Below are 23,450 nucleotides of genomic sequence, written 5' to 3'. Positions count from 1 at the left end.
TGGCGCGGACCAGGTCGGCGCAGCTGTCCCGCGGCCACGGCGACGCGGACGGTCCCCGCCCGCCGGGCGGTGCGCTCGGCCGACAGCACCAGCGTCCGGCACCACCACGACTCGGTGAGGAAGCCCTCGCCAATGCCGACCACCCTGGCCCTCGACGTCGTTCCACGCACCAGATCGGTGATACCGCTCAGTCCGGCGACGAGGCGGAATCCGTTGCGCGGCAACGCAATGACCGTGCCATGGGATACCGTCCACCCCGGGGCGGCGAACAGCCGGGTGCGCAGGCCGAGATGTTCGAGAACCCGGTCGGCGCCCATCAGCCGAAGGTTGGCCTCGTGTGCCTGCAACGTGGCGAATTCGCAGCGGAGTTTCTTGGTGGCGGCCTCGTCGTAGCCGTGCAGGACGACGGCGTCCTCCGCGGCGCGGTGCCGCGCCAGCCACTCGACGGTCGCATCGTCGCGATCCAACCGGTAGCCGCCCTTGAGCCGCGGTGCCACCAGGTACGAGGCGGGCACCCCCCGGGCGGAGAGCTCCTGACGGAACGCGTCGACGTCGGCCAGCGTGCGGTCCCTTATCCCGGAGATCGAGACGATCAGTTCTCCAGCCACGCAACGAAGTATGGCAACGTCAGGTGTCCCAACGGTGTCGGACACGTGGGCGGGAGATGGCGTTTTGGGTGGTGGGTGGGACCAGCAGCACAGTGCCGTTACCGGGGCAGAACGGCCTCGATCGCGCTGATCACTTCTGGCGCATCGGGGACCGTGCGCGGGCGGAACCTGTTGACGATCCCGCCGCCGGGCGCCAACAGGAACTTCTCGAAGTTCCACTGCACGTCGCCCGCCTCGCCCTCGGCATCGGCGGTCTTGGTCAGCTCGGCGTAGAGCGGATGCCGGTCGGCGCCGTTGACGTCGGCCTTCTCCAACAGCGGGAACGTCACGCCGTAGGTGGTGGAGCAGAACGACTGGATCTCCTCCGCCGAGCCGGGCTCCTGGCCCATGAACTGGTTGCACGGCACGCCGATCACCGTCAGCCCGCGCTCGCCGTAGTCCTTGGCCAGCTGTTCCAGAGCGGTGTACTGCGGTGTCAGACCACACTTCGACGCCACGTTGACGACGAGCACGGCGCCGTCGGCGAATTCGGCCAGCGAGGCCGGCTTGCCATCGAGGGTGGTCAGTGAAATGTCGGTCAGGCTCATGAACGCGACGCTACCCCGTCGCACTAATCGTCGAACAGGATGCCTGCCAGGCGCTCGATCGTGGCCACCGGATCGCCCGCGGTGTCGACCGCATCGTTCAGCCAGAGCAGCGAAAACCCGTGCACCAGTGACCAAGCCGCGAGCGCGGCGCCTTCGGGGTCGTCCTTTGCGTGCTCGTCGGTGAGGGTACCGACGCCACGGTTGAGTTCGGCACCGGCCGCGGTGGCAGCCGCAATCAGCTCGGGATCGGCATCGTCGTACAGCGACTTGTCGAACATCACCTCGTAGTGGCCGGGGTGGTCGAGAGCGAACCGTACGTAGGCCCGTGCCGCGTCGATGAAACGCGGTCGGGCATCGGTGAGCGCGACAGTCAGGAGCCGGTAGCCCTCGGTGGCCAGCGCAGTGAAGAGCCCGCGGCGGTCGGTGAAGTGGTGGGCGGGAGCGGCGTGCGAGACGCCCGCGGCACGCGCCAGCTCGCGGAGCGAGATGCGGTCGGCACCGCGTTCGGCCACCAGAGTCGCCGCCTGCCCCAGGATCACCGCCTTGAGATCGCCGTGGTGATAGGACTCCTTGCTCATCGGATCATCATAGGCAGCAATCTTGACAGTGGCTGGATCGTTGCCATCGTCTTCTTGTCACTGTCTAGTCGAAGAGGTTCGTGATGGCCGCAGTCATGGCGCTACTCCGTGGCAGCATCGCCGCTCGCGCCGAAGTCGATGACGTCCCGATTAGACGTCCGGACTGCTCAGGAGGTCGTCTACCTGTCCGTTGCCGTGGTTGTCGCGGTCTGCGGTGGCTAACACCCAGGCGTACTGGAATGCCGCTTCCTTCCACCGCTCGTAGCGTCCGCTGATCCCGCCGTGGCCGGCGACCATCTCCGTCTTCAACAGGATCGGATGGTCATCGGTCTTGATATGACGCAGTGCGGCAACCCATTTGGCCGGCTCGGTGTAGAAGACCCTGGTGTCGTTGAGCGAAGTCATGGCCAGGATGGCCGGGTAGTCCTTGGCCTCCACATTCTCGTACGGCGTGTAGGACTTCATGTAGTGGTAGACGTCCTCGTCGGACAACGGATTTCCCCATTCGTCCCACTCGGTGACCGTCAAGGGCAACGACGGGTCCAGGATGGTGGTGAGGGCGTCGACGAACGGCACCTGGGCGAGGATGCCCGCGAAGAGGTCCGGTGCCATGTTCGCCGCCGCACCCATCAGCAGGCCACCCGCGCTTCCGCCGAGAGCCACCATGCTCTCGGGGCGGGTCACGTCGGTGCCCACAAGATGTGCGCCCACCGCGATGAAGTCGGTGAACGTGTTCTTCTTCTCCAGCATCTTGCCGTGCTCGTACCACGGCCTGCCCATCTCACCGCCGCCACGCACGTGCGCGATGACGAACACCATGCCGCGGTCCAGCAGCGACAGTCGCGCGATCGAGAACCGCGGGTCCTCGCAGGACTCGTAGGCGCCGTACCCGTAGAGTAGCGTCGGCGCCGGAAACTGCACTCCCGCACGGTAGATGATGGACACTGGGATCCGGGTGCCGTCGGGCGCAGGCGCCCAGTCCCGCCGCTCGACGTAGTCGTCGGGCCGGTAGTCGCCGAGCACTGTCTGCTCACGCAACATCGTCCGCTCACCCGTCGCGAGGTCGATGTCGTAGACACGCACCGGCACGATGAACGACGTCGTCCCGACCCGCAGCACCGGCGCCGACCAGTTCGGATTCCCCGACAGCCCCGACGACGTCAGCTCCGTAGCGAAGGTGATCTCCTCGGGCGTGCCGTAGTTGCCGTCGGCATCGATGGGCCACAACTGAATACGGGGCAGAGCCTCGCTACGGTAGCTCACGACGAGTTGGCTCGCGAAGGCGTCGACGCCATCGAGACGGACGTCCTCGCGGTGCTCGATGAGCGTACGGAACGCCGTCGGATCGCTGACTGGAGCCTCGACCAGCGTGAAGTTCTCGGCGCCGTCGTTGTGCAGGATGAGGAAGCGGTCCTCACCCCCGACGACGGCATGTTCGACCGAGTACTCAACCGATTCACGACGCGGCAGCACCGGGACGAACTCGGCGTCTCCGTCTGCGGCGTCGCCGTAGAGAACCTCGGCCGTCACCGAGCTGCCCGCTGCGATGAAAACGTACTTGTTGCTACGCGTCCGCCCCACCCCGACCCAGAACCGTTCGTCGGGCTCGTGGAAGACCTTGGTGGCGGGAATCCCCGCGCCCAACCGGTGACGCCACACGGTGTCGGGGCGCCACGCGTCGTCGAGGGTGACGTAGTAGACGCTGTGGTTGTCCGCCGCCCACGTCGCCCCGGCGCCGATGCCTGCGATGGTGTCTTCGTAGAGCTCGCCGGTGCGCAGGTCCTTGAACCGCAGGGTGTAGCGCTCGTCGCCGAGGACGTCGACCGAGTAGGCGAGCGTGTGCCCGTCCACGCTGATCGACGCCGCGCCGAGCGAGAAGAACTCGTGCCCCTCGGCTTCGACATTCTCGTCGAGAAGTACCTGCTCCCCTGGCACGTCGCTGTTCTCGTCGAGCTGAGGTGGTGTCCAGTCGTCGAGATCGGTTACCGGACAACGGCAGTGGATTCCGTACTGCTTGCCCTCGAGGCTACGCCCGTAGTACCACCACTCCCCGCGGCGAGTGGGCACCGAGAGGTCCGTCTCCTTGGTGCGGGCCTTGATCTCGTCGAAGATCTTCTGCCGCAACGGCGCCAGGTGCTCGGTCCGCTGCTCGGCGTAGGCGTTCTCGGCCTCCAGGTAGGCGATGACCTCGGGATCGGACTTGTCCCTGAGCCACTCGTAGGGATCGATGAAGACATCGCCGTGGTGTTCACGGCGATGGTCGACACGCTTGGCAATCGGCGGTGTGCCGGTCATTTGGCTCCGATCCAGTCTGCGAACTTCAATCCTGAAATACGTTCGTATGCTTCGATGTAGCGTTCCCTGGTCGCCTCGGCGATGTCGGAGGGCAGAGCCGGGGGTGGCACGTCACTGCCGCGGTCCCAGCCAGATTCGGGCCCGGTCAGCCAATTGCGGACGAACTGCTTGTCGAAGCTGGGCTGCACGACGCCTTCCTGGTAGTCGTCGGCCCGCCAGTACCGCGACGAGTCGGGGGTCAACACCTCGTCGGCGAGCACCAGGTCACCGTGCCCGTCGACCCCGAATTCGAACTTGGTGTCCGCGAGGATGATCCCCTGGCCCAGCGCGTGCTCGGCGGCCTGGGAGTAGATGCCCAACGTCTGGTCGCGCAACTGGGCGGCCCGCTCAGCTCCCACCAGGTCGACGACGGCGTCGAAACTGATGTTCTCGTCGTGTTCTCCCAGCTCGGCTTTCGACGCGGGGGTGAACAATGGCTCGGCGAACTTGCTGGCCTCGGTTAGCCCGTCCGGAAGCGCGATGCCGCATACCCGACCCGTCGCGCGGTAGTCGATGATGCCGGATCCGGTGAGGTAGCCGCGGGCCACGCACTCGACCGGCATCATCTCAAGCCGTCGCACGACGAGCGCGCGGCCGAGCACCTCGACGGGAATCCGCTCGTCGTCGGCGGGCCCCGCCAGGTGGATGGGCACCCCCGTGTGTTCGGAGAGGAAGTCGAAGAAGAACACGCTCATCGCGGTGAGGATGCGGCCCTTGTCTCCGATCTCGGTGTCGAGGACGTAGTCGAACGCGGAGATGCGGTCGCTGGCGACGAACAGCAGGTGGTCAGCGTCGATGCTGTAGAGCTCGCGAACCTTGCCGCTGGCCAGATGTCGGTAGTCGGTCAGAGCTGGGCGCATCGGGCAAGACTATCGGTCCATCTGTGCTGGGATCACACCCATGAGCTCTCGCTACATCCCCTACGCCACCACTCCCGGTCGTCTGCTCTGGCAGTTGGTCAGCGACGTCGTCGTCGTGCTGTGGAGCACCGTGTGGGTGTTCGTCGGCCTGGCGGTGCATTCCGCGGTGTCCACGATCGCCGAGGTGGGCAGGCAGGTGGGCGAGGGCGCCACCGGTGTCTCGAAGAACCTGAACTCGGCGGGTGACAGCACCGACGGCCTTCCCCTGATCGGTGACGAGCTGAGCAAGCCGTTGCGGGCGGCGAGCAGGGCAGCTCTCGACATCGCGGGTGCAGGCGTAAGCCTCGACACGACCGCGACCTGGTTGGCGGTCGTGTTGGGGGTTGCCGTCGCCGCGCCGCCGATCCTGTTCGTCGCGATGCCATGGCTGGTGCTGCGGATCCGGTTCTTCCGGCGCAAGTGGACGGCTATCACGCTGGCGGCGACCCCGGCGGGCGAGCAACTGCTGGCGCTGCGCGCGCTGGCCAACCGGCCGCTGGCCAAGCTCGCGTCGGTCAGCATCGACCCCGTGGGCGCCTGGCGCCGCGACGACGCGATCGCGATCCGCGGCCTGGCGAACCTCGAGCTCCGCTCGTCAGGCATCCGCCGCACCTAGCCCCCTTCCCCCCGCGATTTCGGCGCGGTCAGTTGCGATCGCCGCAACCCGCCGCGCCGAAGTCGACCGATGGGGAACCAGATCGCCGTCCTCGACGTCAACCCCTGCGTGTTGAACGAACTACTTCGAAGGCACGACGGGGTCGTGACGCTGGCGCAGGCCCGCGGCGCCGGGCTCAGCAAGTACGCCGTCCACCGGCGCATAAGGACCGGTGAATGGCGCCAGTGCGCAACGGGAGTCTATTTCGCAGACGACAGGCCGTTCGATGACGCGGCACGAATTCGTGCCGCGGTGTGGAGCTATGGCGAGCGAGCCGCGGCGAGTGGTCTGGCCGCCGCATGGTGGCACGGCGTCACCAAGTTCGCGCCCGACACCGTGGAGGTGACGGTGCCACGCAATAGTCACGGCCGTTGCCACGCTGGTTCGCGAGTTCGTCGCCGCGACTTGAAGAGCGCGGACATCGTCGAGCGTCGCGGCTTGCAGGTGACCGCCATCGCACTCACCGCCATCGAAGCGGCCGTTAGACGAGGGGGAGGCGCAAAGTTGTTGGACACCGCGCTGCAGCGACATGTCGAGCTGCCTCCGTTGTGGACTGCCCACCTGCGGAACAAGGGGCGATACGGTTCGCCCGCAGCGCGCCGAATGCTGCAAGCGGCGGATGACGGCGCTCGCTCGGCGGCAGAACGTCTATTGATCCAACTGTTGAAGCAGGCTGGGATCGCCGGGTGGGTGGCAAACTACCCAGTCGTCGGATACCGCGTCGACGCCGGTTTCCCAGCGTGCAAGGTCGCGGTCGAAACCGACGGCTTGGCTTTTCACAGTGATGCGGATGACTTCCATAACGACCGTGTGCGTCAGAACGCCATCGCCCTGGCCGGCTGGCAGGTGCTTCGATTCACCTGGCTGGACCTGACTGAGTACCCGGAACGGGTCATCGCCACCATCCGCCACGCGATTGGGCGCGGTGAGTAGCGGCAGACGCAACTGAGCGCGCCGAAATCGCAAGGGGTGTGGAAGTGGCGAGCCACAGCGCGAACGCGAGCCAGAACAACGCCGACGAGACGCCCCTCAACCAGGTCCAGCCCGTCTCGGCCGCCATCGCAAAGGTCGCCGACGAGTACATGCCGAGCGGGAACACCGCGGGCCAATCGCGAATCCGGCGCCAGCCGATGGCGGCCAGCGGGACGATCCACAGCGACGCCAGCACCCACGTCACGATCGTCACACCGCGCACGGCATCGGCAATGGGACCGGGATGGAGCGCGTGGTGGACGTGCTCACCCGCCAGCGTCGCGACCGCCAGACCGCCCATCAGGATCCAGTGGTCGGGCGGGACGTTGCGCCGTGCCGCGGGCTCTTGCGTGGCCCGCCACACGATGAGTGCCGTCATCACGCATTCCCCTGACGATGAACGGTGTCAAGCACAGCCACCCTTGTAGAGCCAGGCCGCCGAGAACCAGCACCACCACCGGGTGTGAATCGAACCTGGCCGCCAGCACGCAGCACGCGGCGACGTAGGTGAGCAAGCCGATCGCCGTGTCCAGGTCGCCGAGCTTCCACGAATCCCGTTTCCAGACGACCGACGTCACGAACACGAGCACCGGCAGCGCCACAACCGCGATGACCGCCAGCGCCACACTGACCACGGTCATGCCGTGATCGGCGGCGGCGACCGACACGATGGCCGTCGCCATCACGGCCGCGAATGCGTCGGCCTCATCGCCGAAGTTCGACCACCATGTGCCGGATGCCGGTGTGCCGGGTGCTGCGGGTCCACTCGACGGGCTTGAGCAACGAGGCGACGCGGAACCGCGTCAGCAACTCCTCGAACAGCACCCGCAACTCGAGGCGCGCCAGGATCGCACCAAGGCAGTAGTGCACCCCTTGCCCGAAACCCAAGTGTGGGTTGGGCTTTCGCGCCACGCCGAACACCTCCGCGTCGGTGAACACCGCCACCGACCAGAAACCCTCGCCGTCGGGGGTGTGTTCGGTGGGTTCGTGCCAGTAGACCGGAGCCTCGCGGCGGTGCACCGCGAACAACTCGTGCGGGAAACCCGCCGCGAAGTTGTTCAGATCGGTGAAGTCGACCGCCGCCAGGGTCACAGAATGGCGCCCGAGGTGTACTTCGCCGCTTCGGGGTACCGCCTCACCAACTCCTCGACGGCCGCGGCGACGGCGTCGACCTGCGCACTGGCCGCACCGGTGAACGCCTCCTTATCCGCCAGCGCCGCGTCGAGGGCAGCCCGATCCAGAGGCAATCGCGGATCGGCGGCCAGTCGGTCCAGAAGATCTGGCTCCGAACCCCTTTCGCGCATGGCGAGGGCCACGGCGACGGCGTGTTCCTTGATCACCTCGTGGGCCGTTTCGCGGCCGACGCCGGCGCGCACCGCGGCGATCAGAATCCGGGTGGTGGCCAGGAAGGGCAGGTAGCGGTCGAGCTCACGCTGGATCACTGCGGGGTAGGCGCCGAACTCGTCGAGCACGGTGAGGAACGTCTCGATCTGGCCGTCGACGGCGAAGAACGCGTCGGGCAGCGCGACGCGACGCACCACCGAGCAGAACACGTCGCCCTCGTTCCACTGTGCGCCTGCGAGTTCGGCGGCCATCGATGCGTACCCACGCAGCACGACCTGCAGACCGTTGACGCGCTCGCACGAACGCGAGTTCATCTTGTGTGGCATCGCCGAGGAGCCGACCTGGCCGGGCGCGAAGCCCTCGGTGACCAGTTCGTTGCCCGCCATCAGCCGAATGGTGTGCGCCAACGAGGAAGGACCGGCCCCCAATTGAACGAGCGCGGACACGACGTCATGGTCCAACGACCGCGGGTACACCTGCCCGACGCTGGTGAAAACATCTGCGAAGCCGAGAAATTCGGCTACCCGCCGCTCGAGCTCCGCCAGCCGGGCGGTGTCGCCGTCGAAGAGGTCGAGCATGTCCTGCGCCGTGCCCATGGGCCCCTTGATGCCGCGCAGCGGATAACGGTCGATCAGCTCGGACAGGCGAGTCAGCGCGACGAGAGTCTCCTCGGCCGCCGACGCGAATCGCTTGCCGAGCGTTGTCGCCTGCGCCGCGACGTTGTGACTGCGGCCCGCCATCACCAGATCTCGGTAGAGGGCCGCGCGTTCGGCCAGCCGCGCGAGGACCGCGACACCGTGCGCGTGGACGAGTTCAAGGGAGCGACGGATCTGTAGTTGTTCGACGTTTTCGGTGAGGTCGCGACTCGTCATGCCCTTGTGCACGTGTTCATGTCCGGCGAGGGCGTTGAACTCCTCGATGCGCGCCTTGACGTCGTGGCGAGTCACTCGCTCGCGGGCCTTGATCGACGCGAGGTCGACCTGCTCCAGAACCCGCTCGTAGTCGTCGATCACGCCGTCGGGCACCGAGACGCCCAACTCGTCCTGCGCGCGCAGGACGGCGATCCACAGTTGCCGCTCGGCGACGATCTTGGCCTCCGGCGACCAGATCGCCACCATCTCGTCGCTGGCGTACCGGTTCGCCAGGACATTTGGGATAGGCACGGGAATCGTCACGAATACACAGCTTACGACCCGGCTGGGGCAAGCTAGAGCCGTGCACTTCGTCGGGCTGGACCTCGCGTGGGGGGAACGCAAGCCCACGGGCGTCGCCGTCGTCGACGATGCCGGGGTGCTGGTGCACCTCGGCGTCGCGCAGGATGACACCAGCATCAGGGCCGCGATCGCGCCGTACGTGCAAGGGGACTGCCTCGTCGCCTTCGACGCACCCCTGGTGGTGAACAACCCGACCGGCCAACGTCCCAGCGAGGCGGCGCTCAACCGGGACTTCGCGAAGTTCGAGGCGGGCGCCCACCCCACCAACACCGGAAAGCCCGAGTTCGCGGGCACACCACGCGCCGCCCGGCTCGCCACGGCACTCGACCTCGACATCGACCCGGATTCCCAGGCATGCCGGCGTGCCATCGAGGTCTACCCGCATCCCGCGACGGTGGCGCTGTTTCGGCTGGGCCGCACCCTGAAGTACAAGTCGAAGCCGGGCCGCAGCTTCGCCCAGTTGCGTTCGGAACTGCTGCGCCTGATGGAGCTCGTCGAGTCGCTGGCCCAGGCCGACCCCCCGCTGCGGGTCACCGACCACGACGGCTGGGGCGGGCTTCGGATTGCGGTGGAGACCGCCGAGAAGAAGAGCGAGCTGCGTCGGGTCGAGGATCCCGTCGACGCCGTCATCTGCGCCTACGTGGGGTTGTTCGCCACCCGCAGGCCCGACGACGTGACGACTTACGGCGACGTCGAGTCGGGCGCCACCATCACGCCGACGCTGCCCGCCGACCTGTTCCCGGCTCCGCCGGAGCCGACGCCCGGTGCGGTGCGGGAGGCGATCGCACAGTATGCCGATCGGCGCCAGGGGCTGTTGGGCGCGACCGACCGCTATCTCGCCCTGGTGACGACGCTGCTCGACGACGCAGGCATCAACTACCTCAACGTCACCGCCCGCACCAAGAGCGTGACGTCGTTCGCCCAGAAGGCGGACCGCAGCGTGGACGGTCAGCGTCTTTACACCGATCCGTTGTCCGAGATCACCGACCAGATCGGGCTGCGGGTGATCACGTTCCTGCGCGACGACGTCACCACGGTGGCCAATCTGCTGGCCGAGGAGATGCAACTTCTCGACGACCGGGACATGGGCCAGGAGACGGCCCGCGAGGGCAGATGGGGCTACGCGAGCAGGCATCTGCTGGTCGCCGTCGAAGGCGAGCAGCAGCCGGCGTCCATCCAGGTGCGGACCGTCCTGCAGCACGCGTGGGCGGAGTTCGAGCACGACATCCGCTACAAGGGCTCGATTCCCGAGGAGGACGCGCCGGACCTGGACCGCCGGTTCACCCTGGCGGCCGGGCTGCTGGAGTTGGCCGACCGGGAATTCTCGGCGATCCGCGAGCGGCTGAAGAGCTCGCCGCCCGCGCAGCAGTCCGAACAGTCCAGCGATCCCCGCATCGGCACACCGGTCCTAGCGACGTACCTGGGCAACCGCTTTCCGGACGCGGGCTGGTCGCGAACCGACCACTACGCGTGGATCGCCGGGCTGCTGCTGGAACTCGGCATCGACTCACTCGACGAGCTCGACGAGCTCCTCGACACGTTCGACACCGATGCGGTCAACGCGAAGATGGACTACCGCTATCCGGCGGGCGCCGTCCGCCGGCTCGACGATGCCCTGCTGGCCCGGTTCGGCGATCGCTATGTCGGCCTGACCGGGAACGCGCATCGCGTCACGCAGTTGCAAGCGCGGCTGGAAAAGCTCACCGACTAAGGCTCGGCATCCAGCTTCTCCACGTCCGTGATCCCGGAACCGCGAATCCCGACGGCGCGGTTGATGGCCAAGGTGATGCCGAAGAGGACGATGCCGAGGATGACCAGCGCGATGGCGAGCACGTACTGCTGCAGCGGCCGACCGGACAGCGGTAACACCAGATATAGCGACGCCACGAATCCCACGACGGGCAGCCACGTCGGCGTCTTGAAGTGCGCTCCGTCGGCGCGGACGTCCTTGCGCAGCACCAGCACGGCGACGTTCACGACTGCGAATACCGCGAGCAGCAAGAGCGACGTGGTCCCGCCAAGGGTGGAGATCGCGGAGTCTCCCGCGAACGCCGTGACGTACAGGATGAGCCCGAAAGCGATTGCGGTGGTGAACGATATGGCGACCCACGGGGTCCGGCGCGAGGGATGCACGGTGCCGAGCACCGGCGGCAGGACGTGCTGCTTGGCCATGTCGTAGATCAGGCGACTGGCCATCAGCATGTTGATCAACGCCGTGTTGGCGACCGCGAACATCGAGATGAATGGCAGTATCTGCTCGATCGGCAGGCCCGGCGCCCCGGCCTTGACCACCTCGACGAGTGGCGTCTCACTGGCCTCGAGCGTGCCGACGGGGACCAGTGCCACCGCGACGACGGCGACGATGATGGAGACGACGCCTGCGATGCCCAGGCCCGTCAACAGCATCTTCGGGAAGATCTTCACCGGGTCCTTGGTCTCCTCTGCCATGTTGACCGAGTCCTCGAAACCGACCATGGTGAAGCACGCCCGGGACGTCGCCGTCGTGACCGCGAGGAACGCATTCTTGTCCTCGGCGGTGTCGAAGGCGACGACGCGGGAGAAGTCGACGTCACCGCCCTGAGTGAAGGCCCAGAAGCACACGAAGATCACCAGCATCAGGCCGGTGATCTCCACGATGGTCAGGACCACGTTCAACTTGACGCTCTCGCCGACGCGGCGCAGGTTGACCGCGGCCACGATCACCATGAAGAGCAGGGCGACGGCGACGATTCCGCCTGTCCCCCAGTCGAACCCGAACCCCTTGAAGAAGTTCGACGCGAAGAAGCGCGATGCCGTGGACGCCGAGGTGATGCCCGAGCACATGACGACGAAGGCGACCAGGAACGTGACGAAGTGAATGCCGAAGGCCTTGTGAGCGTAGAGCGCTTCTCGGGGTTGCGGCCCAGCAGATGCATGGTCGCGCCGAGTTCGGGGAAGGACTTCGCCATCGCGTCCAGGGCGCCGGCGAAACTAGTCGTAAGGCGCGAGCACGTCGATGACGTCGACGAGCGTCGCGCGTGCCGTCGCCCTCGGGCCGTCCCCGACACCGACGAGCGACGCGACGACCGCGCCGTCGACGGCGCACACCAGTGCCGTCATCAACTCCGCGCGCACCGAGCGCCCCGAACGCTCCACCACCTCGACGACGGCCTCGGTGCGTTGCTTCATGATGCGGCGCTGAACGTCGCGCAGCGCCGGCTGGCGCGCGCACGCGATGTAGCGCTCGTAGCGCGAGATCAACTGTTCGGACACCCGTGTGCCGGGACCGTCGCCGACCAACAGATCGACAAGGACGTCCGCCGTCGACTCGGCGCCGCGCTTGCGTCGCGACAGCGCGGCGACCCTCGTGCCGAGCAATTCGACTTCACGGATACCGGCGTATTCGACGGCTCGCTCGACGAGGTCGTCGAGCGAGGAGAAGTAGTACGTCGTCGACGCCAACGGCAGCCCCGCGCGGCGTGCGACCGCACGATGCCGGACGGCGTCGAAGCCGCCTTCGCATAGCAGATCGGCGGCCGCGCTGACCAGCGCGTACCGCCGCCTTTCACCCTTGGGGGTGACCGCTGCCGTCACGCCTTGCATGCTGCCAGCAACGGAACTGTGGCATTGGACTTTCGGCCAACTGCAAGCCTCTACTCGCCGAAGTCCGTCCCGGCGACGGGTTTGGGTGTAAGCGGCGGAGCGATGGCATGATGGCCCTCGTGTCAGACCTGAGCCGTCGAGCGATCCTGAGACTCGGCGTCGGCGCCGCCGCGGGCGCCGCGGGCGCATACGCACTCGGCTCGACGCTGCGCGAACCACGGGTCACCACTCCGCCGGTCGCGATGGCGGGAGTCGGCGCTCCGCTCGCTCCACCACCGCCACTGCAGCCACCGCCGACGGCCGCCCCGACCTACCTCACCGGGTCGTTCGTGTCGGCGGCACGCGGCGGTGTCTCGACCAACTGGGCGATCGCGCGGCCCCCTGGCCAGACCGGGACGCTTCGTCCGGTCATCGCGTTGCACGGCAAGGGTCAAGACGCGGAGGGCGTGATGGCAGGCGGCGTCGAGGACGGGCTGGCGCAGGCAGTCGCGGCGGGCATCCCGCCGTTCGCCGTGGTGGCCGTCGACGGTGGCGGAGGCTACTGGCATAAGCGGGCCTCGGGCGAGGACTCGGGGGCGATGGTCCTCGACGAACTGATCCCGATGCTGAGCTCCCAAGGCCTGGACACGTCGCGCGTCGGCTTCCTCGGCTGGTCGATGGGCGGCTATGGCGCGCTGCTGCTCGGCTCGCGGCTGGGTCCGGCGCGCACGGCGTCGATCTGCGCGGTGAGCCCGGCGCTGTGGACGTCCTCGGGGGCGACGGCCCCTGGCGCCTTCGACGGCGCGGGCGACTACGCAGCCAACAGCGTGTGGGGTCTGCCGAACCTGGCGTCGATCCCCGTCAGGATCGACTGCGGCAACAGCGATCCCTTCTACTCGGCCACCAAGCAGTACATCGGGCAGTTGCCCACCCCGCCGTCCGGCGGCTTCTCCCCCGGCGGGCACGACGGTGCGTTCTGGAGTTCGCAACTTCCGGCCGAGATCGAGTGGACGGCGCCGATCCTCGTCGCTTGAGCTGAGCTAGACGCTGATCCGGCCCTCTGCCGCGGCGAGCCCGATGTCCGTGCGAAAGTGACTGCCCGGCAATCGAATCGAGCCAATCAGCGCGTACGCGGCCTCGCGCGCCGCGGCCAGGTCGGCTCCGGTGCCCACCACCGAGAGCACCCGCCCACCCGAGGACACCACGGCGCCGTCGTCACGCCGGGTTGTTCCGGCGTGCAGGACGCCGGAGGCTTCCGAGCCGGCGATGACGTCGCCGACGCGGGGGCGCCCCGGATAGTTCTCGGCGGCGAGCACCACGGCCACCGCGGCGCCGTCGCGCCACTGCATTGGCGGATGGGCCGCGAGTTCTCCGGTCGCGGCCGCACGCAGCAGCTGCCCGAACGGGCTGTCGAGTAGCGCGAGCACGGCCTGGGTCTCGGGATCGCCGAAGCGACAGTTGAATTCCACTACCGCGGGGCCATGGGACGTGATGGCCAGGCCTGCGTACAGCAACCCGGAGAACGGGCAGCCGCGCCTGACGAGTTCGGCGGCAACGGGTTTCACGACGTCCTCGACGATCGACGCGACCACGTCGGCCGGCAGCCAGTCCAACGGGGTGTACGCGCCCATGCCTCCGGTGTTGGGACCGGTATCGCCGTCGCCGACACGCTTGAAGTCCTGTGCTGGCAGCAGCGGGACCACCGTCTCGCCGTCGACCACGCAGAACAGCGACACCTCTGGCCCGTCGAGGAACGACTCGAGCAGCACCGGGTGACCGGAGTCGAGCAGGCTCGCGGCGTGCGCGCGGGCGGCGTCGCGGTCGGCCGTCACCACCACGCCCTTGCCCGCGGCAAGCCCGTCGTCCTTGACCACCCACGCGGGATCGCCCGCGCTAGTGCCGAACCGGTCCAGCGTCGCGTCGAGGCGTGCCGGGTTGTCGACGATCTCACTCCTGGCGGTGCGCACCCCCGCGGCGTCCATCACGTCCTTGGCGAAGGACTTGGCGCCCTCGATGCGCGCGGCGCCCTTCGACGGTCCGAAGCAGGCGATCCCGGCAGCCCGCACGGCGTCGGCCACGCCGAGAACCAGGGGCACCTCGGGGCCGACCACCACGAGATCGGCGCCGAAGCGTTGCGCCAGTTTGACCACCTCGTCGCCGGAGGTGATGTCGACGTCGTACTGCTCGGCGAGCGCCCCGGTTCCCGCGTTTCCTGGTGCTGCCGCGAGCGCCTCTACCTCGGGGTCCCGGCGTAGCGCCAACAGCAGTGCATGTTCACGGGCACCGGATCCAATCACGAGGACGCGCACGGTCAACAACCCTAATCCTCCCTGCGGGCATACACTCTGATCGCCAGTGTATGGTCAAGATCGACAGTGCACTACGTCACACCCAGGAGGTGTCGCCATGACGAGCATGAAGAGCGGCTGTCCACTCGGAGCCAACGGGCTCCTGCCCCCGGGCAGTGCTTCCCCCCGAGTCGCTTCGCTCCTGCCCCCGGGCAGTGCTTCCCCCCGAGTCACTTCGCTCCTGCCCCCGGGGTATGACTTCACCGATCCCGAGGTCCTGCTCCGGGGCATCCCGGTCACCGAGTTCGCCGAACTTCGCAAGACCGCACCGGTCTGGTGGAACGAGCAGCAGGGGTCGATCTTCGACGACGGTGGCTACTGGGTGATCAGCCGCCACGAGGACATCAAGTCCATCTCCCGCAACGGTGAGGACTGGTCGACCAACCGCAAGGGCGCAGTGATGCGACTGCCCGACGGCGTCACCAGCGAGCAGCTGGACCTGACGAAGGCGCTGCTGATCAACCACGACGCTCCCGAGCACACCCGGCTGCGCAAGATCGTCTCCAGGCTGTTCACGCCGCGCGCCGTGGCGGCGCTCGAGGAGAAGCTCGCGGTGGCGGCGCGCGAGATCGTCGCCGAGGCGGCCACGAAGGACGGCGGCAACTTCGTCGACGACGTCGCGACCAAGCTGCCGCTGCTGGCGATCGCGGACCTGATCGGCGTCCCCGAGGCCGACCGCGGCAAGTTGTTCCACTGGACCAACTGCATCATGAACACCGACGACCCCGATTTCAACTCCGACCCGACGGTCGCCAACGCCGAGCTGATGGGCTACGCGTACAACATGGCCGAGGAGCGCAGGCGCTGCCCCGCCGACGACATCGTCACCCGGCTGATCCAGGCCGACATCGACGGTGAGTCGATGGACGACGTCGAGTTCGCGTTCTTCGTCATCCTGCTCGCGGTGGCGGGCAACGAGACCACCCGCAACGCCATGACGCACGGCATGAATGCGTTCTTCGACAACCCCGACCAGTGGGAGCTGTTCAAGAAAGAGCGACCCGACACGACGGTCGACGAGATCGTCCGCTGGGCCACCCCGGTGCATTGCTTCCAGCGCACGGCGCAGGCCGACGTGGAGCTCGGCGGCGTCACCATCCGCGAGGGGCAGCGGGCCGGTCTGTTCTATAGTTCGGCCAACTTCGACGAGTCCGTCTTCGACCGGCCCTTCGAATTCGACATCCTACGAAATCCCAACCCGCACCTGAGCTTCGGTGGCAACGGTGCGCACTTCTGCATCGGAGCCAACCTGGCCCGAATGGAGATCAAACTGATCTTCAACGAGCTCGCGAACCAGATTCCGGACATCGCCAAAATTGCAGAACCACAACGGCTTCGATCGGGCTGGATCAACGGGGTCAAGGAGCTGTCGGTCTCCTACCGGGGCTGAAGTCGGGCCCGGCTAGTATTCCGGGGTGCGTACCCATGGCTGGTCGGGATCCACGCCCGCGACGGATGACGAGGCCGTCGCGCGGATTCTGGATGCCGCAAGCAGGGCCATCGACGAGCGGGGCGCCGACCTGAGCATCGCCGACGTCGCCCGCACCCTCGGCGTCACGCGCCAGACCGTGTATCGCTACTTCCCAAGTACGGACGCGCTGTTGGTAGCCGCCGCAGAGCACGCGGCCGTCGACTTTCTCGAACGGCTCGCCGATCATCTGCGGGGCATCACCGATCCCGTTGAAGCCGTCGTCGAGGCGATCGCGACCGCACTGGAATGGCTACCCAAGGACAAGCACATCGGCCTGCTCATCGTGCCGGGCCGTGCTGACGCGCACACCGAGTCGGTCACCTCCGACATCGCCCTGGAGTTCGCCAAGTCGATGCTCGGTCGTTTCAACGTCGATTGGGCCGCAGCGGGTTACGGCGACCGCGACCTCGACGAGTTGGCCGAGCACCTGTTGCGGATCATCCAGTCGTTCGTCATCGACCCCGGTAGGCCGCCGCGCACCGGCGGGGAGCTACGCGACTACATGCGACGGTGGGTCGGCTCGGCTCTGCTCACGGCGAGGTCCAGCCGGCCGGTCTGACCGGATGAGTGTGCTCGGGCCGGATCTGGTCGCCGTCGGGCGTCTCGTATCGCAGCCGCGGCAGCGATCCTCCACTCCGCGCGTCGGCGTAGGTGCTGCGCGGTTCCTCGTCGTCGAAGCCGTTGTCAGAGCCCCATTCCCGTAGCGCGACCACTAGGTGGAACAGCGCTTCACCCCTGGGCGTGAGCACGTATTCGTGATATGCAGAGCCGCCCGCGTCGGGTCGGGTCGAAAGCACGCCAGCCTCGACCAGTTGACTCAACCGCGCCGACAGGATGTTCTTTGCCACGCCGAGGCTTCGCTGGAAACGGGCCGATCGAATGACATGCACGGCCGCCCTCGACAGCCGGACGTCCCAGACCATCGGTTCCCGGATGGCCCTACTACTGGCGTTCGTCAGCGGCGCTGCCGTGGCCAACGTCTACTATGCTCAACCGCTGCTGACCGACCTCGGTACGCAACTGCAGATGTCGACTGCCGCGCTGGGCTGGGTGACGACGGCGACGCAGGGTGGTTATCTCCTGGGCCTGGTGATGGTGGTGCCGCTGGGTGACCGGTTCGACCGGCGCCGCATCATTCTCATCCAGTTGGTCGTCACCCCCGTCGGGTTGCTCGGCGCCGCCGTCGCGCCATCGGCATGGACGTTCCTCGTCTGCTCCGCAATCTTCGGTGCCGCATCCACGGTTGTTCAGGTGATCACCGCGTTCGCCGCAGCGGCCAGTCCATCCGGCCGACGCGGACGCACCGTCGGCGTGGTGACCAGCGGCGTGGTCATCGGTATCCTGCTGGCGCGCACCGTCTCCGGGTCCATCGCCGACCTTTTGGGGTGGCGTGCGGTCTTCGGAATCGCCGCGGTGGTCATGCTCGGCGTCACCGGATGGCTGGCCTTTGCGCTGCCGCGCGACACCATCGCCAAGGACGTCGTGCCGTACCACCTCGCCGTTGCCACGGTCGTGGTGCTGACTATGCGCGACAGGACTTTTCGCACACGAAGCCTCATCGGCGGACTGATGTTCGCCAGTTTCGGCGCGGCATGGGGGTCGATGGCGTTGCCACTGGCTGCCGCACCGTGGGACTTGACGACGTCGCAGATCGGACTCTTCGGCATCGTCGGGGCGGCAGGGGCGCTCGGCGCGTCGGGCGCGGGCCGGTGGGCCGACCGCGGCCGCGCCGAGGTCGCCACCGGCGCGACGCTCATCGCCTTCCTCGGGTCGTGGCTGGCCATCGCCCAAACCCCGAATTCGCTACTAGTGCTCGCGATCGGCCTCGTCGTCCTCGACTTCGCCGGCGAAGCAATTCACGTCATCAACCAGCACCTCATAGTGGAGTCCGACCCCACCGCGACCACCCGTCTCATCGGCGGCTACATGGTCTACTACTCGATCGGCACCGGCGCTGGGGCCGTCGCGGCCACCGTCGCCTACGCCCATGCCGGATGGACAGGGGCGAGCATCGTCGGAACCGCGTTCGCCGTAGTCGCCCTCGCCGTCTGGGCCGGTGATCGATTGATCAAACAACCGTAAGCGGCAACGACTTCCGATTCTCGAAGACCCACGACGCACCGCCTGAGAACCTAGTCACGGCGACCTCGCCCAACTCCTTTGCCGGGGTGTCGGTCTCGATCACGCGCACCGTCCAGTCGGATCCCGTGCCGGTGACCTCCGCCCGCAGGTACGGATCGACGGCGTTGACGATGGCCTGCAGCGGCTTGTCGGCCACCGGGGAGACCAGCGAGATCCAGGCACCGTCCTCGTAGGCAGGTGAGCGGCGAACGTGCAGGAACTCGGAGTCGACGTCCACCGACACATAGGCCGCCGGGTTCAGTAGCGGGTGCAGTTCGAGGACGCGGAGCGCGCCCTTGACTCCGCCGGGCAGCTTCAACGCCTCGTGAATACGCTCGGCGGCGATGCCTGCGATGCCGATCAACTGCTTGGTGCGGATCGATTCCTCCAGCGCCACGTCGCCACCCGCACGCGCCCTGACGGCGAGCGTGAAGGACAGCACCAGGAGATGCATCTGGAGGCACACCTCGTCGGCGATGCGGACCAGCGCCGAATGGGAGAACGCGCCGAAGTCGACGTCGGACAACAGCGGGCCCGAATAGTCCTCCATGCCTTCGTCATTCGGATCGATCGGGTCGAGTTCGCACGAGTACGCGCGGCTGGCGCCAACGACGTCCATCGCCGGGATGAACGCCACCTCGCGATAGGACTCGTCGATGATGACCGTCCACCGACAGTGCGGGTGCCGGTCGGAGGGCGTCCTCGGCGGCCGGTGGATCGGCCGGACCTGGGTCTTGCGATTGGTGGCCAGCGCGGTCGCGTCGAAGGTGGGGTCCTCGATGTCGTGGCACAGGCCCTGGACGTAGTCCTCGCCCATCGGCTCGACGTCGAGCAGCGCCCCACAGTGGTCGAGGTGGAACTCGCCGTGCCACCGGTCGTGCACGGTGTACCGGAAGTCCATGAACTGCGGTGGGGCGCCGATGTCGAGCTGCAGCCCCTTGAAGATGGTGATGACGTCGACGCCCTCGTACTTCAGCGCCTTCTGCATCCGCTTGGTGTAGAGCGGGCTGGACGCGGCCCATTCCTCGATCGCGATCTGCAACATCTCGTCGCGGCCCCACGCGCTGATGCAGTGGGCCATTCCGGACCGGTCGATCAATTGACCGATCAGCAGCAGCTCGGGGACCAGGGTCGCCAGTTCGTCGCGCGACAGCGCGGCATATCTACTCATCATCGAGTGGCTTCCCGGTATTCATCTTGACGGCCGCGTTGACGTTCGCTCGCCTATCCTCGGCCGTGTCCTTCCCGCTACCGGCTTTGTCAGCCTTACTACGCTTGCCCACCACGCGGCCCACCACCCCGTTGAGCCCCGAGGCCAACGGGAAGCCGACGTAGTGGGTGAGGAATATCGACATCTCCTTGAGCTCCTCCTCGGTGAGCTCGTCGTTCGCCAGCGCGGCGTTCACCTGGACCTCGGTCAGGTCTTGCAGCCCGAGTGCGGTGACCACGGTCAGCGTCATCAGCCGCTTGTCGCGCATCGAGAGGCCAGGGCGGGTCCAGATGCTGCCGAAGAGGTGATCGACGGTGAGATCGAAGTAGGGGTCGCCCTCGATGTTCGGCATCTCCCACGAGTAGACCTCGTTCATCTTCTCGAGGCCCTTGCGGCGCAAGTCGTCCATGGTCACTCCTTCGTGCTCTGCGCGGCATGCGGCACGCCGAGTCCCGCTGCCAGGTTCTTGAGCGCCACTTCGGCGAGCGGCAGCTCGGTGCCCGTCGCCTCGCCGAGGGCCAACGCCAGACTCAGATCCTTCTCGCCGAGACCGCGGGTGTGGACGAACGTGTCATGAAGCCAGTGATCGGGGGCGAGGTTGGACGTGTCGTCCCGCACCATGATCGCGCCGGGCCCGCCGGTGAGCGCATCGGTGTGACGGACGACCCGGCCCAGTTGCTTCAGGTCGATGCCTGCGGCCTCGGCCAGCTTCATCGCCTCACACGCGGCAACGTAGCTGGTGAACGCCAACATGTTGCGGGCCAACTTCATTCGCGTTCCCGCACCCGGCTCTCCGGCGTGGATCACGACCGACGCGAATTGCTTGAACGCAGGCTTGATCCGCTCGTAGACCTCGCGGTCGGCACCGACCATCACGGCCAGCTCACCCTTTTCAGCTGCTCCGCCGCCACCGCTGATGGGCGCGTCGACGACGTGAATTCCCTTGGGCTTCAGCTCGGCCGCGAGCTCGACGGCCGTCTCGGGACTGATCGTGGAGTGGATCGCGATCACGGTGCCCGGCTTGGCGTGCGCGGCCAGCTCGGCTACCACCTCACGGACCTGCGCATCGTTGAGGACCGTCACACTGACGATGTCGGCGGCGGCCACGTCGGCGACGTTGTCGGCCAGTGTCGCACCGAGTTCGGCGAGCGGCGTCATGGCCTCGGTGCGGATGTCGAAGACGGTGACACCGCCGGGCCATTCGACGAGCCGTTTGGCCATCGGCGCGCCCATGTTGCCGAGCCCGATGTACCCGAGCTTGACCTCATTGTCAGGCGTTTCGGTCATCGGATGATCTGTCCACCGTCGACGTTGAAGATCTGCCCGGTGATCCACTTGGCCTGATCCGACAACAGGAACAGGCACATGCCGACCAGATCCTCCGGTTGTCCCATGCGCGACAACGGAATTCCCTTGACGATGTCGGCGACCATCTCTTGCGGCGTTGTGGTCCGGTTGGCCTCGGTGTCGATGGGCCCCGGCGCGATGGCGTTGATCCGGATGTTCTGTCCGCCGAGTTCAGTGGCCAGCTGCTGGGTCAGGCCGTTGATGCCGACCTTGGCCAGACCGTAGAAGTTCGAGTACAGCCACGCTGCAGTGGAAGACTGGTTGACGATGGCACCGCCGCCACGCTTGGCCATCTTGCGGTAGACGGCACGGGTACACAGCAGCGCGCCGTCCATGTTCACGCTCATGAACTTCTTGTAGTAGTCCCAGTCGACGGTGACGAGAAAATCGAGCTTCATCCCGCCGAAGATCGCGGCGTTGTTCACCAGGTAGTCGATACCGCCGAATTCGGAAAGGGCCTGCGCGGCCATCTCCTTGGCGGAATCGGGATCGCTGACGTCCACCCGCAGGGCGAGTGCGGTGCCGCCTTCGCCCTTGATCGCGTCGGCCACCTTCTGTGCGCCGCCAGTGTTGATGTCAGCCACCACCACCGCGGCGCCCTCACGCGCCAGCGCCTCCGCGTACGCCTGGCCGATGCCGCCGCCGGAACCGGTGACGATCGCCACCTTGTCCTTGAACTGATCACCATAAAGACCCATGCACAAGCCCTCTGCTTTCTCTAATTCGCCAGCGTGGCAATCGCTTTGATCTCGAGGTACTCCTCGAAGCCAGCGAGCCCCATCTCCCGGCCGATCCCGGATTGCTTGTAGCCGCCGAACGGCATGTCCGCCGAGTACCAGACGCCACCGTTGATGTTGACCGTGCCGACGCGCAGGCGTGCGGCAATCCCCGCGGCGCGCTCGTCGTCGCCCGAGAACACCGTGCCGGACAGGCCGTACGGCGAGTCGTTCGCGATGCGGATCGCGTCGTCGTCGCCGTCGTGCGCGATGACCGTCAGCACCGGACCGAAGATCTCTTCCCGCGCGACCTTCGCGCCGTTGTCGAGGCCGGCGATCACGGTCGGCTCGATGAAGAACCCGGTGTCGCGGTCGGCCGGCCGGCCACCGCCACAGGCGAACCTGCCGCCCTCGGCGATCGCCGAATCCAGGTAGCCCTGAATGCGATCACGCTGGCGCTCGGAGATCACCGGACCGCAGATGGTGCCCGGCTCGTTCGGATCGCCCGGCTTCAGCCCGGCCATCGTGGCCGCGGCGGCTTCGACCGCCTCGTCGTAGCGGGCGCGGGGCACCACCAGGCGGGTGGTGATCGCACAGCCCTGCCCGGCATGCATGGCAGCCGTGAACGCCGACATCGAGCACGCCCCAGCCAGATCCGCGTCGTCGAGCACGAGGAACGCCGACTTACCGCCGAGCTCGAGGAACACCTTCTTGAGCGTGGCCGAGCCGTCGGACATGACGGCCCGCCCGGTGTTCGTGGAACCGGTGAACGACACCATGTCGACACGCGGGTCCCTCGACAGCAGCGCCCCGACGCCATGGTCACTGGCGGTGACGATGTTGATGACGCCCGCGGGGAAGTCGGTGTGCTCCGCGATCAGTTCGCCGAGAACGGCGGCAGCCCAGGGTGTGTCGGGAGCGGCCTTGAGCACCAGGGTGTTTCCCGCGGCCAGCCCAGGCCCGATCTTGGCCAGGTTGATCTGGTGCGGGAAGTTCCACGGCGTGATGGCTCCAACCACGCCGATCGCCTCCCTTGCGACCGTGCGGTGAGTCTTCATGCCCATCGGCGACGCAATGCCCAAGTCGGTGGTCCACCGATAGGACTCAGCCGTGTCCGCGCAGAAGCTCAGATCCTCGACCGGGCCCTCCAGTTGCGCACCCGAAGTGAGCATGCGCGGCGCGCCGACCTCGGCGATCGTCAGGTCCCGCAGTTCCTCGACATGATCGCGCATCGCCTGCTGCAACTGGCGAATGCAACGCACCCGTTGCTCGACGTTGGTGGCCCAATCCGTCTCGTCGAACGCCCGACGCGCGGCCCCGATCGCCGCCTCCACGTCATCGGCGCTCGCATCGGCCGAGACGCCGAGAACCTCCTCGGTAGCTGGATTGAGCGTCGGAAAGGTTCCCCCGCTTCCGGCCACCAGCTTGCCGTCGATGAGCAGTCGACTCTCGCGATCGCCCAGTAGCGCCATTCGAACTCCCGTT

23 protein-coding genes and 2 pseudogenes are annotated in these 23,450 nt (G+C 67.2%); 7 read left to right on the top strand and 18 right to left on the bottom strand.

Translation table 11 applies throughout. The annotated features are described in order from the left end of the window. The 5 genes from QOI01_RS05245 to QOI01_RS05225 form a co-directional block, all read right to left on the bottom strand. The coding region (locus QOI01_RS05245) for a DUF2334 domain-containing protein (protein ID WP_526379126.1) at positions 1-608 on the bottom strand (608 nt) is incomplete at its 3' end. A gap of 98 nt (positions 609-706) precedes the next feature. Continuing rightward, entirely contained in the window at positions 707-1,195 is a 489-nt protein-coding gene (locus tag QOI01_RS05240; RefSeq protein WP_526379125.1) for a glutathione peroxidase, read from the bottom strand. 23 nt (positions 1,196-1,218) lie between these two features. After that, entirely contained in the window at positions 1,219-1,773 is a 555-nt protein-coding gene (locus QOI01_RS05235; protein WP_526379124.1) for a TetR/AcrR family transcriptional regulator, read from the bottom strand. Between the two features lie 150 nt (positions 1,774-1,923). Further along, the gene (locus tag QOI01_RS05230; RefSeq protein ID WP_526379123.1) at positions 1,924-4,068 is read right to left on the bottom strand and encodes a S9 family peptidase; all 2,145 of its coding nucleotides are present in this window, start codon (positions 4,066-4,068) and stop codon (positions 1,924-1,926) included. Further along, positions 4,065-4,967, bottom strand: coding sequence for a phosphoribosylaminoimidazolesuccinocarboxamide synthase (locus QOI01_RS05225; protein WP_526379122.1), 903 nt, complete (start codon positions 4,965-4,967; stop codon positions 4,065-4,067). Before QOI01_RS05225 ends, QOI01_RS05230 begins: the two co-directional genes overlap by 4 nt. A gap of 40 nt (positions 4,968-5,007) precedes the next feature. Here QOI01_RS05225 and QOI01_RS05220 point away from each other — a divergent pair, with 40 nt between their 5' ends. Together QOI01_RS05220 and QOI01_RS05215 are read left to right on the top strand one after the other, a co-directional pair. Further along, a complete protein-coding gene (locus QOI01_RS05220) occupies positions 5,008-5,622 on the top strand; it encodes a hypothetical protein (RefSeq protein ID WP_526379121.1) in 615 nt (204 codons plus the stop codon). A 108-nt stretch (positions 5,623-5,730) separates the two neighbouring features. Next, positions 5,731-6,594 carry a type IV toxin-antitoxin system AbiEi family antitoxin domain-containing protein gene (locus QOI01_RS05215; protein ID WP_526379130.1) on the top strand — a complete coding sequence of 288 codons (864 nt, stop codon included), beginning with the start codon at positions 5,731-5,733 and terminating at the stop codon, positions 6,592-6,594. Here QOI01_RS05215 and QOI01_RS05210 read toward each other — a convergent pair. From QOI01_RS05210 to purB, 4 genes and pseudogenes are all read right to left on the bottom strand, one after another. After that, on the bottom strand, positions 6,554-7,012 hold the full coding sequence (locus tag QOI01_RS05210; protein WP_526379120.1) for an SLAC1 family transporter: 459 nt from the start codon (positions 7,010-7,012) through the stop codon (positions 6,554-6,556). The two genes, QOI01_RS05215 and QOI01_RS05210, sit on opposite strands and share 41 nt — an antisense overlap. After that, a complete protein-coding gene (locus tag QOI01_RS05205; RefSeq protein ID WP_526379119.1) occupies positions 6,900-7,316 on the bottom strand; it encodes a hypothetical protein in 417 nt (138 codons plus the stop codon). Before QOI01_RS05205 ends, QOI01_RS05210 begins: the two co-directional genes overlap by 113 nt. A 22-nt stretch (positions 7,317-7,338) precedes the next feature. After that, positions 7,339-7,569, bottom strand: a pseudogene (locus tag QOI01_RS05200) (cytochrome P450); the annotation flags it as partial. Positions 7,570-7,721: 152 nt separating this feature from the next. Continuing rightward, entirely contained in the window at positions 7,722-9,140 is a 1,419-nt protein-coding gene (purB, locus tag QOI01_RS05195; RefSeq protein ID WP_526379129.1) for an adenylosuccinate lyase, read from the bottom strand. Between the two features lie 52 nt (positions 9,141-9,192). On the opposite strand from purB, the gene relZ reads away from it, so the two are divergent. After that, positions 9,193-10,902: a bifunctional ribonuclease/(p)ppGpp synthase gene (relZ, locus tag QOI01_RS05190; protein WP_526379118.1), complete on the top strand. Its 1,710-nt coding sequence runs from the start codon at positions 9,193-9,195 to the stop codon at positions 10,900-10,902. On the opposite strand, the pseudogene QOI01_RS05185 reads toward relZ, so the two are convergent. Then, positions 10,899-12,077: pseudogene (locus tag QOI01_RS05185) on the bottom strand (amino acid permease); the annotation flags it as partial. The gene relZ and the pseudogene QOI01_RS05185 sit on opposite strands and share 4 nt — an antisense overlap. An 84-nt stretch (positions 12,078-12,161) precedes the next feature. Next, positions 12,162-12,773, bottom strand: a complete 612-nt coding sequence (locus QOI01_RS05180) for a TetR/AcrR family transcriptional regulator (protein WP_526379117.1) — start codon at positions 12,771-12,773, stop codon at positions 12,162-12,164. A 107-nt stretch (positions 12,774-12,880) separates the two neighbouring features. Here QOI01_RS05180 and QOI01_RS05175 point away from each other — a divergent pair, with 107 nt between their 5' ends. After that, a complete protein-coding gene (locus QOI01_RS05175; protein WP_526379116.1) occupies positions 12,881-13,786 on the top strand; it encodes an alpha/beta hydrolase in 906 nt (301 codons plus the stop codon). Positions 13,787-13,792: 6 nt separating this feature from the next. Here QOI01_RS05175 and purD read toward each other — a convergent pair whose 3' ends face one another. Continuing rightward, a complete protein-coding gene (purD, locus tag QOI01_RS05170; RefSeq protein ID WP_526379115.1) occupies positions 13,793-15,061 on the bottom strand; it encodes a phosphoribosylamine--glycine ligase in 1,269 nt (422 codons plus the stop codon). A 97-nt stretch (positions 15,062-15,158) separates the two neighbouring features. Here purD and QOI01_RS05165 point away from each other — a divergent pair, with 97 nt between their 5' ends. Together QOI01_RS05165 and QOI01_RS05160 are read left to right on the top strand one after the other, a co-directional pair. Continuing rightward, complete coding sequence (locus QOI01_RS05165) at positions 15,159-16,490, top strand: cytochrome P450 (protein ID WP_526379114.1); 1,332 nt, start codon at positions 15,159-15,161, stop codon at positions 16,488-16,490. Positions 16,491-16,515: 25 nt separating this feature from the next. Then, a complete protein-coding gene (locus QOI01_RS05160) occupies positions 16,516-17,130 on the top strand; it encodes a TetR/AcrR family transcriptional regulator (RefSeq protein WP_526379113.1) in 615 nt (204 codons plus the stop codon). Here QOI01_RS05160 and QOI01_RS05155 read toward each other — a convergent pair. Beyond that, a complete protein-coding gene (locus tag QOI01_RS05155) occupies positions 17,102-17,494 on the bottom strand; it encodes a winged helix-turn-helix transcriptional regulator (protein ID WP_526379112.1) in 393 nt (130 codons plus the stop codon). The genes QOI01_RS05160 and QOI01_RS05155 overlap by 29 nt on opposite strands. Before the next feature lie 10 nt (positions 17,495-17,504). Here QOI01_RS05155 and QOI01_RS05150 point away from each other — a divergent pair, with 10 nt between their 5' ends. Next, entirely contained in the window at positions 17,505-18,653 is a 1,149-nt protein-coding gene (locus tag QOI01_RS05150) for an MFS transporter (RefSeq protein WP_526379111.1), read from the top strand. Here QOI01_RS05150 and QOI01_RS05145 read toward each other — a convergent pair. The 5 genes from QOI01_RS05145 to QOI01_RS05125 are packed head-to-tail and all read right to left on the bottom strand — an operon-like array spanning position 18,640 to position 23,437. Further along, positions 18,640-19,866, bottom strand: a complete 1,227-nt coding sequence (locus QOI01_RS05145) for a hypothetical protein (RefSeq protein ID WP_526379110.1) — start codon at positions 19,864-19,866, stop codon at positions 18,640-18,642. The genes QOI01_RS05150 and QOI01_RS05145 overlap by 14 nt on opposite strands. After that, the gene (locus QOI01_RS05140; RefSeq protein ID WP_526379109.1) at positions 19,856-20,311 is read right to left on the bottom strand and encodes a carboxymuconolactone decarboxylase family protein; all 456 of its coding nucleotides are present in this window, start codon (positions 20,309-20,311) and stop codon (positions 19,856-19,858) included. The genes QOI01_RS05145 and QOI01_RS05140 overlap by 11 nt, the downstream gene beginning before the upstream one ends. 2 nt (positions 20,312-20,313) lie before the next feature. Next, positions 20,314-21,189 (bottom strand): NAD(P)-dependent oxidoreductase, encoded by an 876-nt coding sequence (locus QOI01_RS05135; RefSeq protein WP_526379108.1) that lies wholly within the window; start codon positions 21,187-21,189, stop codon positions 20,314-20,316. Beyond that, positions 21,186-21,947, bottom strand: coding sequence for an SDR family oxidoreductase (locus QOI01_RS05130; protein ID WP_526379107.1), 762 nt, complete (start codon positions 21,945-21,947; stop codon positions 21,186-21,188). The genes QOI01_RS05135 and QOI01_RS05130 overlap by 4 nt, the downstream gene beginning before the upstream one ends. A 20-nt stretch (positions 21,948-21,967) precedes the next feature. Beyond that, complete coding sequence (locus QOI01_RS05125) at positions 21,968-23,437, bottom strand: aldehyde dehydrogenase (RefSeq protein WP_526379106.1); 1,470 nt, start codon at positions 23,435-23,437, stop codon at positions 21,968-21,970. Between the last annotated feature and the right edge of the window lie 13 nt (positions 23,438-23,450).

The sequence above is a fragment of the Mycobacterium sp. genome (assembly GCF_032162605.1).
Classification (GTDB): Bacteria; Actinomycetota; Actinomycetes; order Mycobacteriales; family Mycobacteriaceae; genus Mycobacterium.
The sequence above is the reverse complement of the archived record's forward strand: the minus strand, read 5'-3'. Positions and strand labels throughout refer to the sequence as shown.

Excerpts from the sequence above, each read along its gene's own strand:
- QOI01_RS05125 (WP_526379106.1), bottom strand. The coding sequence starts at position 23,437 with ATGGCGCTACTGGGCGATCGCGAGAGTCGACTGCTCATCGACGGCAAG.
- QOI01_RS05205 (WP_526379119.1), bottom strand. The coding sequence starts at position 7,316 with ATGGCGACGGCCATCGTGTCGGTCGCCGCCGCCGATCACGGCATGACC.
- QOI01_RS05235 (WP_526379124.1), bottom strand. The coding sequence starts at position 1,773 with ATGAGCAAGGAGTCCTATCACCACGGCGATCTCAAGGCGGTGATCCTG.
- QOI01_RS05150 (WP_526379111.1), top strand. The coding sequence starts at position 17,505 with ATGGCCCTACTACTGGCGTTCGTCAGCGGCGCTGCCGTGGCCAACGTC.
- QOI01_RS05140 (WP_526379109.1), bottom strand. The coding sequence starts at position 20,311 with ATGGACGACTTGCGCCGCAAGGGCCTCGAGAAGATGAACGAGGTCTAC.
- QOI01_RS05135 (WP_526379108.1), bottom strand. The coding sequence starts at position 21,189 with ATGACCGAAACGCCTGACAATGAGGTCAAGCTCGGGTACATCGGGCTC.
- QOI01_RS05155 (WP_526379112.1), bottom strand. The coding sequence starts at position 17,494 with ATGGTCTGGGACGTCCGGCTGTCGAGGGCGGCCGTGCATGTCATTCGA.
- QOI01_RS05230 (WP_526379123.1), bottom strand. The coding sequence starts at position 4,068 with ATGACCGGCACACCGCCGATTGCCAAGCGTGTCGACCATCGCCGTGAA.
- QOI01_RS05175 (WP_526379116.1), top strand. The coding sequence starts at position 12,881 with ATGATGGCCCTCGTGTCAGACCTGAGCCGTCGAGCGATCCTGAGACTC.
- QOI01_RS05180 (WP_526379117.1), bottom strand. The coding sequence starts at position 12,773 with ATGCAAGGCGTGACGGCAGCGGTCACCCCCAAGGGTGAAAGGCGGCGG.
- QOI01_RS05220 (WP_526379121.1), top strand. The coding sequence starts at position 5,008 with ATGAGCTCTCGCTACATCCCCTACGCCACCACTCCCGGTCGTCTGCTC.
- QOI01_RS05130 (WP_526379107.1), bottom strand. The coding sequence starts at position 21,947 with ATGGGTCTTTATGGTGATCAGTTCAAGGACAAGGTGGCGATCGTCACC.
- QOI01_RS05145 (WP_526379110.1), bottom strand. The coding sequence starts at position 19,866 with ATGATGAGTAGATATGCCGCGCTGTCGCGCGACGAACTGGCGACCCTG.
- QOI01_RS05240 (WP_526379125.1), bottom strand. The coding sequence starts at position 1,195 with ATGAGCCTGACCGACATTTCACTGACCACCCTCGATGGCAAGCCGGCC.
- QOI01_RS05165 (WP_526379114.1), top strand. The coding sequence starts at position 15,159 with ATGACGAGCATGAAGAGCGGCTGTCCACTCGGAGCCAACGGGCTCCTG.
- QOI01_RS05225 (WP_526379122.1), bottom strand. The coding sequence starts at position 4,967 with ATGCGCCCAGCTCTGACCGACTACCGACATCTGGCCAGCGGCAAGGTT.
- QOI01_RS05210 (WP_526379120.1), bottom strand. The coding sequence starts at position 7,012 with ATGACGGCACTCATCGTGTGGCGGGCCACGCAAGAGCCCGCGGCACGG.